16 protein-coding genes are annotated in these 19,184 nt (G+C 60.2%); all 16 read right to left on the bottom strand.

Features of this window, described 5'->3' with window-relative positions:
- Positions 1 to 4: 4 nt before the first annotated feature.
- From ACR0IM_RS18145 to ACR0IM_RS18070, 16 genes are read right to left on the bottom strand one after another with little or no spacing between them, the layout of a single operon-like run.
- Positions 5 to 2,581, bottom strand: a complete 2,577-nt coding sequence (locus tag ACR0IM_RS18145) for a hypothetical protein (protein ID WP_480682765.1) — start codon at positions 2,579 to 2,581, stop codon at positions 5 to 7.
- A complete protein-coding gene (locus tag ACR0IM_RS18140) occupies positions 2,578 to 5,988 on the bottom strand; it encodes a putative baseplate assembly protein (protein WP_480682764.1) in 3,411 nt (1,136 codons plus the stop codon). Before ACR0IM_RS18140 ends, ACR0IM_RS18145 begins: the two co-directional genes overlap by 4 nt.
- A complete protein-coding gene (locus ACR0IM_RS18135) occupies positions 5,985 to 8,618 on the bottom strand; it encodes a putative baseplate assembly protein (protein WP_480682763.1) in 2,634 nt (877 codons plus the stop codon). The genes ACR0IM_RS18140 and ACR0IM_RS18135 overlap by 4 nt, the downstream gene beginning before the upstream one ends.
- On the bottom strand, positions 8,615 to 8,977 hold the full coding sequence (locus ACR0IM_RS18130) for a GPW/gp25 family protein (protein WP_480642582.1): 363 nt from the start codon (positions 8,975 to 8,977) through the stop codon (positions 8,615 to 8,617). The genes ACR0IM_RS18135 and ACR0IM_RS18130 overlap by 4 nt, the downstream gene beginning before the upstream one ends.
- On the bottom strand, positions 8,974 to 9,297 hold the full coding sequence (locus tag ACR0IM_RS18125) for a hypothetical protein (protein ID WP_480595100.1): 324 nt from the start codon (positions 9,295 to 9,297) through the stop codon (positions 8,974 to 8,976). The genes ACR0IM_RS18130 and ACR0IM_RS18125 overlap by 4 nt, the downstream gene beginning before the upstream one ends.
- Entirely contained in the window at positions 9,297 to 9,794 is a 498-nt protein-coding gene (locus ACR0IM_RS18120; RefSeq protein WP_480682762.1) for a phage baseplate assembly protein V, read from the bottom strand. The genes ACR0IM_RS18125 and ACR0IM_RS18120 overlap by 1 nt, the downstream gene beginning before the upstream one ends.
- Entirely contained in the window at positions 9,791 to 10,927 is a 1,137-nt protein-coding gene (locus ACR0IM_RS18115) for a hypothetical protein (RefSeq protein WP_480682761.1), read from the bottom strand. The genes ACR0IM_RS18120 and ACR0IM_RS18115 overlap by 4 nt, the downstream gene beginning before the upstream one ends.
- Positions 10,924 to 11,223 (bottom strand): hypothetical protein, encoded by a 300-nt coding sequence (locus ACR0IM_RS18110; protein ID WP_480595094.1) that lies wholly within the window; start codon positions 11,221 to 11,223, stop codon positions 10,924 to 10,926. The genes ACR0IM_RS18115 and ACR0IM_RS18110 overlap by 4 nt, the downstream gene beginning before the upstream one ends.
- A gap of 9 nt (positions 11,224 to 11,232) precedes the next feature.
- The gene (locus ACR0IM_RS18105; RefSeq protein ID WP_480595092.1) at positions 11,233 to 11,850 is read right to left on the bottom strand and encodes a hypothetical protein; all 618 of its coding nucleotides are present in this window, start codon (positions 11,848 to 11,850) and stop codon (positions 11,233 to 11,235) included.
- 59 nt (positions 11,851 to 11,909) lie between these two features.
- On the bottom strand, positions 11,910 to 12,152 hold the full coding sequence (locus ACR0IM_RS18100; protein WP_480682760.1) for a hypothetical protein: 243 nt from the start codon (positions 12,150 to 12,152) through the stop codon (positions 11,910 to 11,912).
- Positions 12,142 to 13,803 carry an eCIS core domain-containing protein gene (locus tag ACR0IM_RS18095; protein ID WP_480682759.1) on the bottom strand — a complete coding sequence of 554 codons (1,662 nt, stop codon included), beginning with the start codon at positions 13,801 to 13,803 and terminating at the stop codon, positions 12,142 to 12,144. The genes ACR0IM_RS18100 and ACR0IM_RS18095 overlap by 11 nt, the downstream gene beginning before the upstream one ends.
- Positions 13,800 to 14,009 carry a hypothetical protein gene (locus ACR0IM_RS18090; protein WP_480682758.1) on the bottom strand — a complete coding sequence of 70 codons (210 nt, stop codon included), beginning with the start codon at positions 14,007 to 14,009 and terminating at the stop codon, positions 13,800 to 13,802. The genes ACR0IM_RS18095 and ACR0IM_RS18090 overlap by 4 nt, the downstream gene beginning before the upstream one ends.
- Entirely contained in the window at positions 14,006 to 16,114 is a 2,109-nt protein-coding gene (locus ACR0IM_RS18085; protein WP_480682757.1) for an ATP-binding protein, read from the bottom strand. The genes ACR0IM_RS18090 and ACR0IM_RS18085 overlap by 4 nt, the downstream gene beginning before the upstream one ends.
- Complete coding sequence (locus ACR0IM_RS18080; RefSeq protein ID WP_480682756.1) at positions 16,111 to 17,412, bottom strand: Pvc16 family protein; 1,302 nt, start codon at positions 17,410 to 17,412, stop codon at positions 16,111 to 16,113. The genes ACR0IM_RS18085 and ACR0IM_RS18080 overlap by 4 nt, the downstream gene beginning before the upstream one ends.
- A complete protein-coding gene (locus ACR0IM_RS18075; RefSeq protein ID WP_480682755.1) occupies positions 17,409 to 18,461 on the bottom strand; it encodes a hypothetical protein in 1,053 nt (350 codons plus the stop codon). Before ACR0IM_RS18075 ends, ACR0IM_RS18080 begins: the two co-directional genes overlap by 4 nt.
- Positions 18,458 to 19,180, bottom strand: coding sequence for a T4 family baseplate hub assembly chaperone (locus tag ACR0IM_RS18070; RefSeq protein WP_480682754.1), 723 nt, complete (start codon positions 19,178 to 19,180; stop codon positions 18,458 to 18,460). Before ACR0IM_RS18070 ends, ACR0IM_RS18075 begins: the two co-directional genes overlap by 4 nt.
- Positions 19,181 to 19,184 lie beyond the last annotated feature (4 nt).

Raw genomic sequence — 19,184 nt, 5'->3', positions numbered from 1 at the left:
CCTCCTAATTGGCAAAAATGAGCCCGGCGGATATTCCGGCGGGAACGTAATCAGCAAGCCGCGCAGACAGCGCAGCCGTGCGTTGCGGTTGGAAAAGACTATGGAATGCACCCATCTCAGAAGCATCGCTCGCGCCGTCGCGAATGCCAGGCGAAGTGCACAAATCAAGCTGACAATATGCAGGTCTTCCATATCGCCGAGCGGTGAATATTGGTCGCATTTCGGAAGCCGCCGCACTGCGCAACCCTGCTATATAGTCGGCGGCGTCACCTTCAAATTCATATGCCGAGATATTTGCGCTCAAATGCGGTGGGTCGGCCGGAGCAGCGGCAACCAAATTAGCCGTCAGCACGGCACATTCACCAGGGCCCAGACTTGACAGCTCCCACACAGGCGGATCGCTGTCGGCGATCAGGGCACCTCGGCTGACGGTCACATCGGAGCCGCTTTCAAAGGCACTTCCGGTCGGATCATCTGCGTCTCGGGGTGGCAGGATTGTGACCACGAGGTTCTTGGCGGAGTTGGGTCCAAGATTGTCAATGCCGAGCGTCAGCGTGAAGGGTTGACCGATGCCAGGAGCTGCTTCGGTTGTATCGAGTCGAAGTCGCAGATTGGCTGTTTCGGGTGAAGCGCCGGATGGCCCGGTCGCCGTGCCACCAATTTCGACAGGCACTGAAACCGAGCCGCTTACAGGTAATTCGGGCAATGCGGACAGCGCCGCTTCGATCGCAAGATCCGGTTGGCACCGGTAACGGCGCGGTGTTCGTGAACCGACCGGAACATGACAAAACCGGATACAGCCGATTTGCCGGCGGGCGACGCGTACATCGCCGGTGAAAATGCTGTCTTCGGCTAACAGGATCGCGTGGGTTTGAACCTTGCCGATCAGGGTCGAGCGGCGGATGTCCAGAGTCGCGTGCGCCAATGGCCAGGATGGCGCACCAATCACCTCGCGCGTGTCCGAAGAGGCATCGATGATGCTGTCATGAATTGAAACGGCGACCGGGTCCGCGCCCACTTCGTCCAGGCTGATCTGGATCGGACCGAGAATCGAGCGATCGATCACTAACGAGACAGGTCCGTCAACCAGATCGAGGCTCGGCTCGCCGGGTCGGTCCGGGATGCAATCCGAGGTTAGGCTCCAGCCGGGCACCAGCGTGACATGGCGTATCCGCAGTTCCGCGAGCGGTCCCCTGATTTGCAGACCGCGCCCGGCGACGACAAGGCCATCGATGCAAAAACGACTGCCTGCGCTACCTCTGATCACCAAAGCGTCGCCGCGGGCAGAGCGATAATCCAGTAGGCGCAACACAGCGCGGCTCTCTTCCCGGCTGCGCAATTGTAAACTTTGACCTTCGCGCAGATCGACAGTCAGCCGTTCGGTATAGACGCCGCCGTCGGTGATTTCGATGACCGCATCGTCGGGATCCTCTTCCCGCCATTTGGCAAGGGCGGCCGTGATTTCGCTGAACTCTGCCTCTTTGCCTACGAAGTACCGCGATGCCGCCGCAGGTTCGGTGGGGTTGCGCTGGTACGGCCCGCCGCCTGTTTTGTCCGAGAACCCGTAGTGATAGCGCACACGCACATCTCCGCCGGGAATCTGGCGTGTGTGAAAGGCTATGCGACCGAGCTCGGGATCAACGGCCACCTGATCGCGCGCCGGGCGATAATGCCATCCGCTGAGATTCGTCGAAACGATCCGTTCTGCAGGTACTAGACCGCTTTGCCCGGTCTCCGGCCAGTCGCTGACCCATATCGCAAGGCTTTTGCCCGGCCCATAGTAGGTTTCCGTGTTGTCCGCAAAAAGCCGCCGTTCGATCTGGATCGGTAGATTCCGAGGTTCGGCAATGGCGTACTCTCCTGTTTCGGGAACAGGCAATGCGAACAAAGGCGCGTCGTTTCCAAGAACGCTGAAGGTATATAACCCTGATCCCTGATCCTCGCGCGCATAGGCGGGCTCGTATTCGATCGTGTAGGGTTTCAGGCGCCAGGCAAACAGGCCGACGCTGGGAATGTTGTGCCTGCCTGGCGTACGGGTCGAGGTGATCCGGCGGACATCGACACCGTGTGCAAGCTGCTCGAAAGGTCCGCCGAGATGGGCCAGGGCCATCCCATCGCGCAGATCGACCGTGCGTCCACGGCCAAGGCGTTGGTGATTGAGCGGCTGCATCCAGGCCAGCAATCTATAAAACTCGACCGCGCGGGACGGCCAGTCTGCCGTATCCGCCGCGATCAGTTCCAGCAAGGGCAGCGTCCCCTTGCGGCGGCGATCCCGGATGCTGTTGGCCACGGCCCGGCGCGGCGTCAGGACCGACGACAGCGCGGCACCGCGCGCTCCGTCGGTGTGAACCTGTGGGGGCGCTTCATAACCGATCAAAGCGCCAATGTAGGGAACAACCCAGTCTTCACAGGTTTCGATGAACCAATTGTCGTATTGCTGTTCAATGTCGGTCTCAAGCACATCAACCTGTTCGGTGATGACCTGGAGCAACGCGCGCAGCGGTTCACCCCGCTCGACGTCGCGCTTGCGGTGAACAGCGGGTAACAGCTTATACAGCCGGTCTGGATCGCGCAGTGTCATGTCGTCACCTCGGTCAGGATGAGAGTGTCGGGCAGGTTTGCATTCAGAAACACAAGCTGCGCTGCTCTGATCGTTCCGTTTTCCCGATGGGCAAGTCCCGCGCTCAGATACGAAGGCACGGGTTCGTGCGCCGAACGCTTAGTAAACTCAGCGAGCCGCTCGGCCAGGGTTTCAGGCGAGGTTGCGTCGCTCTCGCGGAGGGCCTCGAACAGATCTACATCGACATAAGCGACGCCGGGAACCTGCTGCATGGTGGCGACAACCTCGCTCAAACGAACGGGTTGGCCGAGGTCGCGCCGGGTAAACCCGAATTGCTCAAGCAGCGTAGCACGCAAGGGCGGTTCGACATGTTCCCACAGGTGGTCCGGATGAACCGCAACTTTTGCGCTCAGGAAAAGATAGGCCGCCTGCCTCGGGGCCAGAACGACCGGGACCGAGGGATCGCCAAACTCGGCAAGCGCTGTCCTCAGGTTTCGGCACAGCTGTGATTGCAGGTCGATCGGCGCATCATCAGCCCCCGCCAGCGTCACATGCACAACATTGCGGCCGCCATCCGACAGCCGGACGGCATGGGCCTTGTCGATACCGGCATAGAGAACCGAGAAATCCGTGTAATCCTCGACCGAAACCAGACGATCCAGCGCGCGGGTGGCAAGCGGCACGCGCTTTCGGGCCTGATCGCGGGTTTCACGATTGGCGCCACCGCTGGCGGCCCGAGGATTGAACACCTCTTTGACCCCGAGCGGCTTGGACCCAAGCGTGGAAATCTGGCCAGCGCTGATATTGCCCGGTGCGCCGATCCCGATGCGATAAGTCGCGCGGACGTTTTCGGACCCACTTGGCAATCTTGCGCCCGTCAGACCATCGCCGAAGGTGGCAAAGGTATTATCGTCATTGTCGGTGCTGGTCTGGTAACCCCGATTATCAGGCCCCAGTGTCAGAAGCGTTTCGCTCTGATGCCAGAGAATATCGTTTACCCGGACCGAAAGCGTGCTGTTCGTCCCTTTGGGCGTTGGCGCCGAGACATGCGTCACAGGGCCATGGGCCAGCGCAAAGGTTTGCAGGCGGGCTGCGCTGTCACCGCTGCCGATGGTTTCGGAAACGGTCTCGCCATGGGTAGCAAGCACGACATTGGCGTTCAGCAAAACGCTGTCGCGCCTGTACGTATAGGCGAGCGGTTCAGCCAAGGTTATCCGGGTGTGCAGCGTATCGCCGGGCAGGTCAATGACATTGCCGTTTGGTCCGATGATCTGTGCCGGGCGATGTGCAATGCCTGCAATCATGGCCAGTTCGGTGGCTTCCACTTCTGGAACGACCTGACCATCACTTGTCAGAACATCCGTGCGATGTCCGGCGATGGCGAGCCAACGACCGGCCTCCAGACCTTCGTACAATCCGTCGAGCTGGATCTCGGCCCTGGATACATCCGTGGTGATCGGCTCCTGAGCCAGGGGCAGGGGATCGTTTGCAGCCAGAACCTTCAGCCCGCGAATGTCGCCCAGCGTCGCCTCGCGCCCGGTCAGCCATGGTTCATCAAGCAGAACATGGGTCACAGTTTGAGAGATGCCATAGTCGGATCGCGCGGCGTTCCGGACTGCCAGCACATCGAATATGCGCCAGCCCTCGGCAGGGTGATCGATCAGAAGCAGGCCGCCGGGGACTATTCCGTCGTATTCCGCGTCAAGAGACAGAACGCTTGCAGCCGTTGGCGTGCCTGCGAAACCGGTGTCGTTGCGCTGAACGGTCAAAGTCGTTCCGGCTGCGTCCATCGTCAACGTTGCTTGCCGATCCCGAGAAACGTTAACTTGGACAGGAGGTTGTCCGGCGAAGATTCCCTCTGACACGCCGTCGATGCTTACGCTGATCCCCGAATTGGGCACAACTGCTGCGGCAAACACCGGCCCGTGAGTCGTCGCGGTAATTGCGATCGTACGCCCCGAGCCGACAGAGCCAGTATCCGCACCCCAGATGACGCGAATTGCGCTTAATCTGAATTCCGCTGTTGAATCGAGCGGGCCTACATACTGCGCCTCGATGCGGATGGGCACATCGTCGATGTCGGTATTCAGGCTTTGTTGACGACCGCCTGGCACCGCGTCTGCGTTGGAAAGTTCGGACAGGCGTATCGTAATCTGTGGCGACGAAACCATCGGGTCCCAGATGCGAAGGGAGAGAGTTATTGGCGCTGCTTGTCCGGCGTCCAGATCGACCTCTTGCAGAAATGCCGCCGCCAATAGGGGCGGGCCACCGGCCTCTACCCGCGCTTCGACCGAGAGACTGCTGCGCATCTCGGCCAGCGGCCATTCGCGTCGCAGAACCTCGCCTTCATCGCGATAGATAAAATCCAGCGGCGCGGTGGCACCAAACGGTGTTGCCGAAACACGGAGCGCTTCGGCACCAAGCCGTTCCTCGGGTCTGCTGCCAGTCACCGATGCGTTTGCATAGGCTGCAAACAGCGGTTGGCGAATGCCGGGCATCAGTTCGGCCATGACCTGCGGCCCCAGATCGGCAGTGGCGTCATATACACGGGCGGAATCGCGGACGAGCCTGAACCGCGAGGCCGGTTGGTCAGATGGCGGTTCCCGCAGCGCGGTTAGCACGTCATCAAGCTGCTGCAGCGGGCTGGTTGGGTTTCGTACCTCGATGTCGGGCTCAGTGGGGACGTGCCGAACCTCTCTGTCCGCATATTTGATCAGAGTCCAGCCCGCGTCGGCATCGGTTTCCACCGCCCGCACGTCAAAGGGCAGGCGATGCCCCGGACCTGTAAGCAAAATGACCTGACCGATCTCGATCCCGGTGGCGATACCATCCAAATAGATTTCTCGGACACCCTCAAAACCCGTCGCGGGGAACAGCGCTTGTGGCTGAAACAATCTGGGCGTCAGGGTGCCCCATCTGTCTCGCGCCTCGAGATCATAGCTGGTTTCGAACGGCTCGGCGTTTTCGCCGGGCTCTGGCAGGCTGCGCGCCAGTGTACCTGCCGGAATTGTCACTTCGTAGCCGTCTTCCAACGTGAAGGCGAGATAAACGCTGGCAGCGACACCCGGACGCAACCGATACCCCACAAGCCGTCCCAATTCCAGGATCGAGCGCCGCTCGGTTGCGGTGGCCAGATAGCCCTCGTTGGCGATCCGTTCCTGATAGAAGGCCAGCACGTCCGATACCACAGCCCAGGCATCCAGCAGTGCAATTGACGGATCGTCCATGTCGCGCGTGGTTAGGCGGTGTAAGGGACGCGAACCGCCCGGCAATTCGTGACTCGTAAGCCGCGCGATCATTGTCGCAAAAAACTCGGGATGCGTACCGACCCGTGTTGCAACTTCGGTCAGGCCGGATCGGTTATGGATGGTTCGGGGTGTGATGGGGCCGACGCCTTCGCAGCACCCGCATGTCGGGTCGATACTCATCTGCCACCTCTCATGTCAAAGACAACGCGTCCGTTTTCGGGTGCATTGGGATCGCTGTCCGCCCGTGCAATTTCAAGCGGGCCTATCGGCAGCACCCCGGCCGCCAGCTCGCCATTGGGGCCTTCGTACCGGCGCTCGAGACGCGTAACCGTCACGCTCTCTACCCCTTCGATCGCTTGCGCTGCAGCCATAAGCGAACTGAGTGCTACATCCTCACCAAAACTCAGCCTGTCGGGATGAAACAGCCCCAGGCTGCCGTCCGGCAGGCATTCGGACCCGAAGTCAGCCTCCAGATTGCGCCTGACCGCAGCCCGCAAATGGGTTGGATCGACACAAATGACCATGCAGATATCAATCGGCACCTGCATGGCTGGACGTACAGCCAGATCATGTCCGATACGGCGATACCGGTTCAGGTCCTTGAGAATCTCATCCAGCAAGCCCTCGTCTGCGATGGCCTGCCCTGTCGGGTCGACGGCAACACGTATCTCGTACCAGCTGCCGTTCCAGCGCTGTACTGCCGCTGCACGATGAACTTTCGGGTGTCGCTCAGCAATTTCGGCGTAGTCGGCAGGAGTGATGGCGCGTGCAAGATGCTGTCCAAATCCGTGCGGCGCGAAAAGCTTGGCCTCGTCGATGGGCTCCGGTGCAGAACCCCCGATGGCAGGCAGCGGATTTCTCGGAGTCAGGATCAGCCCGTCAATCAACGTATCATGCACAGGGATCGTCAACTTGTCGGCTCCGACATTGCCCTGCGGTCCGCTGCCAATACGACGCCTTGCGTGGATGCGGTGGAACGGGTCCGGGGTGCGGCCGGTGCGGTTGTCGCCAAACCGCAGGATCGCCTGGTGCCGGGCGTCGATATCCGCAACCACATGTGCATCTCGTGCGCCGCTTGTCAGCAAGTCGCGGACCACCGTCCAGTTCCGCGAGACCTGGCCGGGCGGGATGCTGATCGGGGTGCCGGACGGCACACAATCAGGGTCTGGTTCACTGACGATGATCAGACCAGGCAGGGCCTGACGGGGATCCTGACGCAGACTTAGGGTCGCCGGTACGGCGTGATCAACAGGTGATGCAAAGGTCAGCGGACCCTGAATTGGCACATGGGTGAAGCATCCGGCGCGAGGGGTGATCTCGGCTAATCGTCCCTCTGCCAGACAGACCGGTGGAACATCTGCTAGGGGTATGCATCCCAGATCCTCGGATGGCCGCCAGCGTCCGTGATCTGCAAGAACGACATTGCCGCGCACGACCGAAACATTCTCGAGAAGTCTGCATTCCGGTGGAGGCCCGACGGTTGAGATGCAAAACGGCACGGGAAGCGCGTCTTCTTCGCCCCATTTCACGCTCAGCACAGGCTGGCCGTTCAGGGGATCGATTGCCGGTTCAACGGCGGTCAGTCGTACTGCGTGACGGTGCGTTGGATCTGCGTCAGCACCGTTTCCAGTCTCTGGCCCAAGGCGCTCTTCGAAAATCAGAATATCACCGGGTTGCAGATAAAGAGCGCGTGTCCCTTTCCAATCCTGATCGTTTCCTGGGTCTGTCGGATCGCAATCGGAGTTATCAGGATTGGTCGTGTCCTGCTCACCGGGTTCTGGAACCGGCTCCGGTTCGGGCGGTGACCCATCCACCAACGTAGTTCCGGTGGCGCCCTTGGGCAGGCAGCACAACCGGTCGCCCCAAGTATAAACATGGATTTCGTTATGAGCCGCGCGTAGCTGCAACACAGTTTCAGGATCGGAGACAAGCGGCGCGAAAACCTCGTAAAGCGACTCGTCGATACCATCGAATGCGGCCCAGTTCGGAACCGAACCGCTGGTGTCCGGTGCGCCGGCAAAGCTGGTGGTGAAGGACAGGCTACCACCACGGATGTCCCTGTCCTGACTGGTACCAATCGCCACCCAGGTTCGGGCATTACACCCTTCGTGAAGGTGGTAATCGACCAGTCGTGCATGGCGTTTCACCGAGACCCGGCGGCGCGCTGTGCCCAGATAGGCTTCGGTGGCAACGGCGTCCTGATAGTAGCTCAGATAGTCACCCGCATAGGCCAGAAGCTCGACCAGAGTGATGCCGATATCTGGTATGTGGCGCTCGGTCCAATCGGGCATGGTGACCGCAAGGCGATCAAGGATCAATGCGCGGAAACTGGCATAATCTTTGGCGAGATAATCGATTTCGGGCTGTGGCGGTGTGATCTCGGGGCAAGTGCGCTCGACCTTGCAGTCGATATCTGACGCGCAGTTGGCCTTGAAACTGAATTCAAGACATCGGTAGCGCGGGTCAAACGGGGCGTCCTCGGCCAGATTGGTCAGGCACAGGCAATATGTCGAGAAATCGCCGGGCCGATCCACCGTCAGCACTACGCAGTTGTCGCGTTCGGGGTCTGTTTGAGGACATAGCCGCAGATCGATGATAGTTATCCCGGTCTCTCGCGCACCACCGCAAATCTCAAAATTCTCCAACTGCAAATCTTCAGGCGCTGGACCCAGGAAATAGACCGTCAATTCACGCTGGTCGTCGCTGACCTCAAGGTAGTCCAGTCCGTTCATGTCAGCAGCCCGCACCATGTCTCGGCGACCTTCGTCACGGCAGGTCAAACCTGTTTTGTTATGGCATCCACAACTCATGGCAGGCTCCGTTGGAAACTGTCTGTGCGTGTTTCACCTGTCCGTTTGACAAGATAACGAACCTCGACCTGCAGCACGGCGTCTTGCGCTGATGCAACCAGAACCTGCACGGTGATCAGATCGCCCAGGTATTGTTGCAACCCGGCTTGCGCATTGCGCTGCAAGGTCGAGGCCAGAGCGTCGCTGTTGGGCTCGAACACAACTTCGGCCAGCCCGGCGCCGAAATCGGGGCGGTTCACACGTTCCCCGGCGCGCGTGAACAGGAATTGCTCGATCATATCCCGGATATGATCGTCTCCGTCTGTCAATGCGGTGCGTCCGCGGGCGTCGAAGTCAAAGGGGTAATCGATCTGTATCATGTCGCCTTCACCCTTGTCTGTGTCTGCACGATGATCACGCCTGTCCCTGTGGGCGCGCAGATTGCCTGCGAGCTTTGAATCAAGAGCGGTTGGCCACTTGCCATGACCCGGGTGGCTCCGCTGGTCCATTGGGCCGTCACACAGGGCCCGTTGCCGGCGGTTGGCGGTGGCAAAGTGCATCCCGCAATCGTATAAGGCACCGGCTGCACGGTGACCTTAGTGCCGCTTACACTGACCCGAAGATCCGGCTTGGTCGGTTGCGCCTGACCACCATGCAGGCAAGTCACGGTTGCTCCCTGGTGCAGAACAAATCCCGGCATCACGTCACCTCCAATGCGGTGCCATTGACCGAAGTCTTGGGACCCTGCAGGGCCACGGTCGCTCCCTGTCCGGTTGTGATCTCGATGCCTTGCGGCCCCATAGTGATCTTGAGCCCACCCTGGGCTTCGATGGTGATCGACGCGGGACCCGGACCATCAGCGATGGTGACGGTTGCCGTGTCGGTCTTCAGTACTTTCATCTCGGCGATCTGCGGGCTGGCGGGCACATCGCCGGAACTGTCCCAGAACCCTCCCATCCAGACCGGATGTTCTGGATCGCCACGCTCGAATAGAATCCAGAGTTTGGCACCTACCGGCGGAATGAAAAAGAAACCGACCCCTGGCCCGGCATAGGGTGCGCAGGGCATGGCCCATGTCAGCGTGTTGCTTCCGAATACGCTTGGCAGGCTGAATTGCACACGCCCCTGCCGCTGCGGGTCGATATTGTTGGTGACTTCGCCGCGAAAGAGACCATTGAGCTGAACACTGTTACTCATGGCATCACCAGTGGCGTGGTCGTCCCAAGCCCTTCACGCGACAGGTTGAATTTCTGTTTGTATTGCCCTTTTTTGATGTCGATTGAATGGGTAACAGACTTGACGTAGAAGCGGCCGTCAAAACTGTCTCCGGCGCCGCGGACATCGACAAGGCTGCGGGGTTTCAGAATGCGGCCATAGCGCAGCGCATCAAGTGTCCCCTCGGCGGTGACGACACTGTCATAGGAGGTGTTGACCTTGCCCTGCGCCCGCACGCGTTTCTGCGCATCGCTTTCCCCGTCTGGCCCATCGCCAAGAAAGTCTTTCTTCCGCGGGCTTGGGATGCGTGCAGCCAGAGGCACGCCGCGGTTGTAGCTGTCGATGGTTTCGGTGCCGCCCGAAGTCTTGGTGTAGGTCATCGAAGTCGGTGACAACTCGCCATAGGAAAACGTCATCGTCTCGACATTACTTCCCGGTCCCATATTCACTGACAGCGCAGGCTGCGGTACGCTCAGGCGCTGTGGCGGTCCCCAATAAGCGATGTTCGAAAGCGGCAGTAGGCCTGGTTCTACATAAAAGACGAACCCGTGTTTTCCCGCGAGCTTTTTGATGTACTCCAGATCCGTTTCCCTGGTGGTCTGACTCCGCGTCTGTTCCGTAACTGGAGTTGTCAGCGCGTTGTCTGGCGGCATCACCTGCGGGACGATCCCGTAGTCGATGATATAGGGAAGCAGGATAAACGGGACGATCAGATTGTCGCCCAGCTGCGGGTAAGGACGTTCTTCTTTCTTCAGGTCCATCATGACGCTGACATCTTCACCGGTCACCGTCAGTTTCGACTGGCCGGGTTCATCACTGGGTGCCAACTGATGAGTGGTAATGATCCCGTCCATGATAGGCTGTGGTTTGACGCCGAAGAGAACCGACAGCACAACCCGTGTGAAGGGTTTCAGCTTGGCCTCTTTCAGCAGGGCAAAATCCTTGCGATCAGCAAGCCCGCGGCCGACTTGGAACACCATTTGAAAGCCCGAGCGTTCACTGTCCTTGGCCGTCACTTCCACACTTTGCAGCGCTTCATTGACCTTGAGAGGGGCCGGTGTGGGCAGGGTCTCGCCCAGCAGAAGCTGAAGATGAAGGCCGAAGAAGTTGATCATGGCGATGCTCCGGGCAGCAGGGCTACGATCAGGCGTGTGCCGGTCCGTTCAACCAATGCCTCGGCGCGCATGGCATTGTTAACATCCGCGATCTGCCAGAACAGTTCAGGATCGCCGAGGTACAGAGCTGAAAGATGATCCAGCCGATCGCCTTCTTTCACCACGTGCTCGCGGATCACGGTGCCTGCTCCGGCCCGTGGCAGAAATCTGCGCGCAACAAATCGTATCTTGGTACCGTCCGGCCTGATGTGGGTCAGGACGTCAAGGTCGGCATATCGACTGCCGGGTTCAAACATGTCTAAACCTCACTCAAATAACTCATCCAGGTTGTCGATGTTGGCGACGCTGCCGATTGTGGCGAACACCTCCTTGGCGATCTGATGAAGAAGAAATATCCAGTAACCCGGATGGGTCAGGGACAAGTCGTTGTAACTCAGGACCCGCAGGCCAAGGGTGGCCTTGGCCTCTATCGGGTTGAGGTTGCCATCGAATTTCTGCTCTTCGATCGAGAATTCCTTGATTTGCACCGGGAGAATCCGCTGCGGCCCCCAGACAAAGAGCGTCAGCGGGCCGGTGGGCGGAATGACCTCGATGGTGCCGGTGGCCAGAAGAACGGTATTGGTGATCACCAGCGCGCTCTTGGGGTAGACCAGCATCTCTAGCGCCGAGAGCTGGGGATAGAGCCCCAAGGCTTCGGTGATGCTGTCGCCGATATCAAGGTCGTCGGCGGCATCGAATTTCAGGTCGAACTTGATCACCTCTTCGGGCGGCCCTTTCAGACGCTCGGTCTCGAAGATCGAACCCTTCGTACCTGCGGTCTGCGGTGTCAGCGTCCGGGTTATCTTTTCCGGATTGAACTGGAACACCGTGATCGAGGCCACCGGGTTGAACGGGTCAAGACCTATGAGAGCGCCTTTACGCATTCGCTATGCTCCTTCCCCCTGATATGGGCGGGTGCCCGTCGGATGGCGCGCGGCGGGGGTCACTGTTCGAACCGCGCTGAAAGAACCTCACCCGATGTTGCAGAAATCGTGTAGTGCAGCCCACCGCCCTGTGCTTGCGGATCCTGCGGTTCGAAATCGATCTGCCACTGGACGTCCTGCAGAACGATCTGGATGCGATACTGCGTCAGATCGGCAATGCTCTGGCTTGCATCGTCAATCGCGATCCGAAGCGCGGCATCTGCCAAGACCTTCACGTCTTCTGATCTGGGTTCATTGGTCATCGTGAGTTCCGTCCGCTTTAGCTTGGGGTGCAACGCCGCCTCCGGCGCCGGGCAGGCCCTGATTACCTGCAAGGTGCAGCCGTCGGTTCGGACCGCTGGAGAATATGTCGAAGGTTGTTGTCACCGTGTCGTTCGACCCGACGACAATGTCCGGGACACCGTGTGCCGCGTCCACCGTGGTGTCTCGGGCGCTTGGCCCTGCAGTCCACCTTGCCCCAAGGTTAGGGTGGGTATGGAACTTGGCCACGACGATGTTGTCGGCGATGATCGGTGGTGATGCGAGGTTGATACCGGCAGTGACTCCGGCGGCCTGGCGACGCACGGATAGGCGATTTGTAATCAGGTTCAAATAGACCCATCCACCCTCTTCGTGCTGGTTGACCAGCGGTGGGTTCACGCCGACATCGGAATCTGTCCACGCTGCCGCCAGGGCGGCAGCGACCGTGGCATTGGCGACAAGGCGATTGTGGGTCGGCGCACGTCGCCCGAGAAGTTCGACGCAACGGGCGAAATCGTTCCACGTGGACAGGTGCGACCGCATCCGGGTCAGGAAGGATGGTTCGGCCAGGATCACGTCCTGCTGCAATCTCGTTGCGGCAACTATGGTTGCACGCCAATCTGCATAGGTGGTGTTGCCGGCCGACATCAAGCCGTCCAGGTCGCTGCGAAGCTGTACGCCAGCGGCAAGGCCGCCCAGTCCGGTGAAGCCGAGAAAATCCGCCTCGCCGAGGATTTCGAGGCTGAGCCGCCTGCGTGTGAACCCGTCGATCTTGCCCGTGGCAGTAAGGCCATAAAGGATCTGATAGTCGGCGACTGCCTGTACGAAATCGGCGTCTATATTCGCAGGAGACGCGGAAATTCCGAGTATATCGCGAAGAAGCCCGATTTCGGTCGCTTCGGTGATCGTCAATTGATTGAACGTGATCGCGTCGGCGATCTCGGCGGGGCTAAGGATCTTGCGGGTTCCACCAGGGGTGGTTGGCGGTACTGCCAGATCCCGCTGAACAAGCCCCGTGCGACTGTCCGATTGCTGTACGACATGTGTCAATTCATGGGCCATCAGGCTGCGGCCCGTGGCTGTTTCACTTGAAAATTGTCCGCGCCCGAAGACGATATGGTTGTCCACCGTATAGGCGCGCGCACCGATCTGATCGGCGGACGCCGCCGCGCGGTCGTCGGAATGCACGCGCACGCCGCTGAAATCCGCTCCAAAACGTGACTCATACAGGGCGCGATCTGCGGCACCAAGCGGTTGTCCGGGCGTCGCAACCACGCTTTGGACAGTTGCCAGCGCCTTGGTCGCTACGTGTTCCGGCCTTTCGTTTCCGCGCGCTCGCAGACGCACCGTCGCGTCGGTAGCAGGACTGCTTTTCCCGTCAGGTACTTGGTGCGTACCGGTTTTTGGCGATTGATTGAAGGTTCGGGCGACGCCGTCTGCCTCGCGCTCGAGCGGGCTGGAACCAGACGCGACCCGAAGCTTGGTCTGAAGTGTAGGTTGATGTGTCGGCACCGCGCTGATGTCCCAGCCGTGCCCCGAGAAGTGCGCGCGTCTTGGCAGCGGCTTGGATGGTGCCAGACGGGTACGGTGTGCTCCTCCGATCCCGGAAAAGACCGTTCGCAAAATGGGGGATGCAACCTGTCGTCTCATCATCTCAGCCTCGTACTGGCGGCGGATGCAATTCGGGCCACTAGGTCGTCCACCGTCTGCGCCAGAGCTCCCGGATCGTGGATGAGACGCGGACTCGAGGATTGTATCCCGGCGATCAGTGCGTCACCGAGCGCGGCGCGCAATGCCGGGTCGCTGAAATTCACGTGGCTGTCCAAGACCAAATGATCAATCGTTATCTCGGCCCTCATGCCTGCACCTCCCTGATCTTCGGTGCTTCACGCCAGGTGAAGTCCGTGTCATTCACCGGTCGTTCGAGTTTCTCGTATTCGGCGCGTGCAGCAGTCAGGACCAGCGGCATAGTGACCGGTTCTTCAGTCTCAGCCGCCATGAAGGCGGCGTTCATCGCGACAGTCGCGATGTTGCCGCCCGAGAGATTCAGGCGAGCCAACCGGTCATAATCGAGGTCGCCGAGCGGCACGTTCGACGGCCAGGCGCGCCGCCAGATTTCGCGGCGGTGCAAGGGGCCGGGATAGGGGAAATTGACCACGAAACGCAGCCTGCGCAGAAACGCGGCATCCAGCGCCCGGCGCATGTTTGTCGACAGGATCGCCAAGCCGCTGAAACTCTCGATCCGCTGGAGCAGATAGCTGGTTTCGATATTTGCATAGCGATCATGGCTGTCACGCACTTCGGATCGTTTGCCAAACAGCGCGTCGGCTTCGTCGAAGAAGAGGATCGCACCGCCGCCTTCCGCCGCATCGAACAGTGTACGCAGGTTCTTCTCAGTCTCGCCGATGTACTTGGACACAACCGCAGACAGATCGATCCGATAGAGCCGCAGGTCGAGCGCATTGGCGATCACTTCGGCAGCCATCGTCTTGCCGGTACCGCTGTCACCTGCAAAAAGCGCACTTATGCCCAAGCCGCGGTTCGTGCGTTCCCGGAAACCCCAGTCGTCGTAAACCTTGGCCCGTCGCGCGACCTGTGCCGACAGCTGTCGCAGCAGAGACATTCCTGCGTCCGGCAATACAATATCATTCCAATGCGCGACCGGTCGGATGCGTTCGGCCAGGCGATCCAGGCCAGGGGCCGTGTCCTCGATGCAAGCCTTCCAAAGCGTATCGGATGCCCCGTTGCCCGCTTGCGCAGACCGGGCAATGCGCCGGATTGTGGGAGCATTGAGATCAAACTGGGCCGTGATCCGTGTGATCACTTCGGGGTCCGCATCCGGCATTGCGTCGGACCAAAGCGCGACTTGTTCCGTTGCGGTGGGACGCTCGACTTCGACCATCGGGCCGAGGTCACCTTTGCCTTCGCGAACCCCGATCGCCAGAACGCCCCCACTGCGCGAAATGAACTGTGCAATCGGTGGGTTTGACGGTGGGGACTCACCGCTATCGACATGGGTGTCCAGATAGAGCGAAATCGGCATCAGAAGGCTTTCGCGATGCCAGAGCCGGGCAAGCCGTTCCAGCTCATCGGGTTTGCGCGGCAGAAGCCCTGCGGGCATTCTGCAGGGTGTCAGCCCCTGCGCGTGCGCCGCGCGCTGCGCGACCATTTGCTGACTGGCGGGATCGGAACCAACAAGTTGAACCGAGGATGGGCGGCCTTCGCCATTCTGGCGCATCAGATTAACGGCCCTTGTCACAGCGACTTCCTGCGACGCTGGTAAGGCCCCGCGCGTTATATCATCAAACGGCAGCAGCAGGGGCGACAAACGATCGTCGAGGTATGTCAGGCCCTTGAGGAAATTGGTTACTTTCTCGTCGGCGCGCAACGGGCTGATCGTCAATGGTCTGTTGTCGGATTGCGAGATTTCCAGCAACCGCCAATAGCGCAGTGGTCGGAGCGGAGACAGGACGTCCCAGGCGGGATCGTCAAACAACGCTAAAGCCAAAGCAAAAGTCGGGTAATCGCGCGCCGCATCTCCTTGCGCTGCTGCACAAAGCCCGGCCATTCGGGTGTCGAGCTCGACAGCTGCGCATAACAAAAGGATTTCACGCTCGAACTCGGTCAGATCGAACCGATCGCCCAACAGGTGCAGGGCAGGCTCGCCATTGATGTCCGCTTCGGCCTTGGCGCGGGTGCTCGCGGCGCGATCGATATCGCTTTGGCTTGGCGCTGGCGGCGGTTTTGGGGCGGTCTCGGAGCGGTCGCCGAAAATGGCAGTCCAACGGTTGCTGCCGCGCGGCGCTTCGGCGACCTTATGCTGTTTTGCCGCAAAGGCCGTCAGCAGCAGCCGCAGATGAGCAATTGCGGCGGACAGATAAGCGTCGTTAGCCAAATGCCAGTCTTCGGTCGTCGGGGCGACGGCAGTTGGCCTTGTGGCGGTTTTGTCGGCGGTGTTGCTCATGGCGCTATCGTCAATATCTGAGCGGCATCAAACGCGGGTGGTACGGCCAGCGGATCAACCGGCAGGCTGTCAATCCCGTCGACCCGCAGCCGGGCCACGTGGTCGCCCGGTGTCAGATTGTCGACAGTCACGGTTACGGAACTGGGTGCGTCCGGATCGGCCGGTGTCACGATGGACCCGGGAGAAGGGGTCAGCGCGCGGTCGCCCAGAAGAACCACAACACGCTGGTCCGATTGCAGTTGAGGCGTGCAGGTGATTGTCAGCGCGAAAGGTTGGGCAGCTTCAGGCTGACTGGCCGGCACCAGACTGCTGACTTGCGGGGCAAGCGCAAAAGTCAGGCGGTTGGTCGTCCACGAGGGCGCATCGGAATGCGTGACCTCAAACTCGAGCCGATAGAACCCTGCGGGCCAATCCCGCGATACTTCGGTTTCGGTAATTTGAGGCAGTGAAACCCGCACCGTGCTGTCTTCGCGTTCGGGCATCAGAGGCCGACTATGAGTAACGCCGTTGTCGCCGGTAAGCCGTGCCGTCATCGTGGCGCCGGAAAAATTGCTGCCCCTGACCACGATCACATCGCCCAGTTCTGCGGACGGTTTTGCCAATACTGGTGGTGTCGGCAAAGCGGGGTTCAGAAAGGCGTCGATCCGGCTTAGGCTGGGTGCACCACCTGAGACAACGGCCGGACCACGATCCGCATCGCCGCGACGCAGAACAGGGAGCGCGGCCGAAGGCTGAAGGGCGCTTTCGATCAGCAAAACGCCAACCTTGTACCCGGCAGATAGTCGAAATTCCGACTGGAACCCCGACCAAATTGTTGTCAACTCGTCAGGCGTATAGGTCAACGCGGTCACGCGGACACGCTCGATTTGCTCGTCCAGTTCGGCATCCTCCAGGGCGGATTCGATTTCGGCCCGTCCCAGCACCGGGTGATCGTGCAGGATACGCATGGCATTGCCGAGCAGAACCTGTGCGATCAGCTCATTGTCATTCTCGGCATAGATCGTGAGCAGATAGTACAGGTTTAGCGGCAGCACCGGCGGGAGCCTCTCGCCCGGACGACCCTGACGTGGCAGATCGGTATTGCGCCAGGCCGCGTTGTATTCCGTGTGGTAGAGAAAAAGATTGATGCGGTTGCGGGTGGCATCAGGCCGGACCTGATCGGGCGGTTGCGTTGTGATGTCGATTTGGTTGAGCGGTCGCGCATCTATCGGCATTGCACTGTAGTCCGCTGTTGCAACAGGGTTGAGAAGATTGCGCAGAGTCAGCGTTGTTGCAGCAATGGCAAGGGGCGTACTCATGATCCGCCTCCTGAACTGCGGGTTTCAAGATATTCATCGAGACTCATCAGCTTGGGCGCCGGGCGTTTTGGTCGGGTGTCGGTGGCTGGCTGTTCCGGTACTCCGGTCTTGACCTCAATACGCCCGATACTGATCCGGATCGTTGTTTCAGCGGCTTTTGGCTCGAGCGGCGCACGAAGATCCGGCACGGGCGCCAGCGGCGATGTCCGGTTTTCGACAACCCTGCGCGGGCGAAGCGGTGCAATGTCTCGTGCATCGCCTTCTGGCTCAGGGATCGGCTGAGTTGACTTTGGCACAGGTTCAATAGGTTCTTCGGACAGATCGCTTTTCGAATTCCGGTCGGGGTAAACGTTGTGTTTCGACCGGGCTTCGAGTTCGTCCGTGTTTCGCGTTTCACGCCTCGGGGTAAGAACCATCTGCCTGACGATCCGTTCGAGCGGTGCATCCACGCGTCGAACCGGCTTCGAAAGTTTCATCGGCGCAGGCTCGGTTGCGATTTGCGGCGCAGCGCGATCATGTTCAGGAGGCTTTGGCGGCTCCGGTGTCGCAGGTTTGAGTTTCGATGTAACTTCGGTGTTTTCGGCCGCTGTGCTTTGCGTTGCCTCAGGTGTTGTTGCGACGGCGGACAGGGGGGCTTCCGTGGCCTTGGGCTGCAGGATGGGTTTTTCTGTGTCCGGGCGCGGTTCTGGATGCTGCACTATCGGCGTTTCAGGGGCAACTATCTGCGGCTCGGCAGGTGGATCCGGTGCGACCGTCGGCGATATCGGGGTTGCCTCCGGGAGGTCTGAGCGATCGGCGATATTGGCATATGTCCGCTCTGGCTGGGCGGGCCGTTCGGGTGCGACCGGGGTTGGAGAGACAACCAGATTCTCGGTCCGAACCGGGGTGGCTATGTCCTCGTGCTGATCCAAAGGTTCCGGCGGAACACCGGCGCCTTCGGCCTCAAAGGCCGCCGCCGGGCGTGGACGAACGCTGCCACCTTCTGCTGCTGGTGTTTCGGATGGCGGACCCAGATTGCGAGCCGCAAGGGAGGCGAGGAAATCACTCATGATCTTGCCAGCGCCAGATATTGCTTTCGTCGCCAGGGGCTGAGCTCGAGGATATCGCTCTCAAACCAGCCATAGGCCCGGGCCAGTACGTGAACTTCGCACAGAAAACGGCGTACCCATGCCCCTATTTCTTCCCAGAAAAACGCGAGGATGTCGAACTGCGCCGACCATTGGTGCGCACAGTGGGGGCAAATCATCCCGGCTTTCATGTCTGCGCGGGGGTCTGCCCCGCCGATTGCCTCGATCAGTGCAACCCGCTGCCCGTGATCAAGCGCGTCAATCGAAGCGCGGGCACCGTCAACCGTCACGTCGCGAACGCAAGCCGCCAGCAGCGCCTTGCTCGGATCGACGCCCGGTATCAGAGATTCAAGGTCATGAGTGTCTGGTAGTTTAAACTTGACCGCCAAAGCACCGTCCTCAAACGTCCAGGGGCCGCTGGTTTCGGGGGGCGGTAATGCCACGTCATCAACCGTGAAGCTCAGTTCCAGCTGCTCGCCGCATCCGGGGCAGTCTGCAAGGCTGCTCAGCGCGTTGCCAAATACCGCCTGCCGAAGCCGCAGAAGCCGGGCGTCGCGTTCACCAATGGGCAGCCGGGTTAAATCCTGCCGGGTCAGGTCTGGTTCGGCGGCTTCGAGTAACAGCATAGCGCGCGCGTAAGGGGCGGCGGTTTGTCCATCCTCCCAAATCTGCAAAATCTTACGGGGCGTCAGCGGCAACATTGCG

This window comes from Ruegeria sp. BF6, from assembly GCF_056538665.1.
Note: the sequence above shows the minus strand (reverse complement) of the source record. Positions and strands in the feature narration are given on the sequence as shown.

Bases quoted from the DNA above. Each gene is read 5' to 3' on its own strand.
- ACR0IM_RS18145 (WP_480682765.1), bottom strand. From the start codon at position 2,581: ATGACACTGCGCGATCCAGACCGGCTGTATAAGCTGTTACCCGCTGTT.
- ACR0IM_RS18140 (WP_480682764.1), bottom strand. From the start codon at position 5,988: ATGAGTATCGACCCGACATGCGGGTGCTGCGAAGGCGTCGGCCCCATC.
- ACR0IM_RS18135 (WP_480682763.1), bottom strand. From the start codon at position 8,618: ATGAGTTGTGGATGCCATAACAAAACAGGTTTGACCTGCCGTGACGAA.
- ACR0IM_RS18130 (WP_480642582.1), bottom strand. From the start codon at position 8,977: ATGATACAGATCGATTACCCCTTTGACTTCGACGCCCGCGGACGCACC.
- ACR0IM_RS18125 (WP_480595100.1), bottom strand. From the start codon at position 9,297: ATGCCGGGATTTGTTCTGCACCAGGGAGCAACCGTGACTTGCCTGCAT.
- ACR0IM_RS18120 (WP_480682762.1), bottom strand. From the start codon at position 9,794: ATGAGTAACAGTGTTCAGCTCAATGGTCTCTTTCGCGGCGAAGTCACC.
- ACR0IM_RS18115 (WP_480682761.1), bottom strand. From the start codon at position 10,927: ATGATCAACTTCTTCGGCCTTCATCTTCAGCTTCTGCTGGGCGAGACC.
- ACR0IM_RS18110 (WP_480595094.1), bottom strand. From the start codon at position 11,223: ATGTTTGAACCCGGCAGTCGATATGCCGACCTTGACGTCCTGACCCAC.
- ACR0IM_RS18105 (WP_480595092.1), bottom strand. From the start codon at position 11,850: ATGCGTAAAGGCGCTCTCATAGGTCTTGACCCGTTCAACCCGGTGGCC.
- ACR0IM_RS18100 (WP_480682760.1), bottom strand. From the start codon at position 12,152: ATGACCAATGAACCCAGATCAGAAGACGTGAAGGTCTTGGCAGATGCC.
- ACR0IM_RS18095 (WP_480682759.1), bottom strand. From the start codon at position 13,803: ATGATGAGACGACAGGTTGCATCCCCCATTTTGCGAACGGTCTTTTCC.
- ACR0IM_RS18090 (WP_480682758.1), bottom strand. From the start codon at position 14,009: ATGAGGGCCGAGATAACGATTGATCATTTGGTCTTGGACAGCCACGTG.
- ACR0IM_RS18085 (WP_480682757.1), bottom strand. From the start codon at position 16,114: ATGAGCAACACCGCCGACAAAACCGCCACAAGGCCAACTGCCGTCGCC.
- ACR0IM_RS18080 (WP_480682756.1), bottom strand. From the start codon at position 17,412: ATGAGTACGCCCCTTGCCATTGCTGCAACAACGCTGACTCTGCGCAAT.
- ACR0IM_RS18075 (WP_480682755.1), bottom strand. From the start codon at position 18,461: ATGAGTGATTTCCTCGCCTCCCTTGCGGCTCGCAATCTGGGTCCGCCA.
- ACR0IM_RS18070 (WP_480682754.1), bottom strand. From the start codon at position 19,180: ATGTTGCCGCTGACGCCCCGTAAGATTTTGCAGATTTGGGAGGATGGA.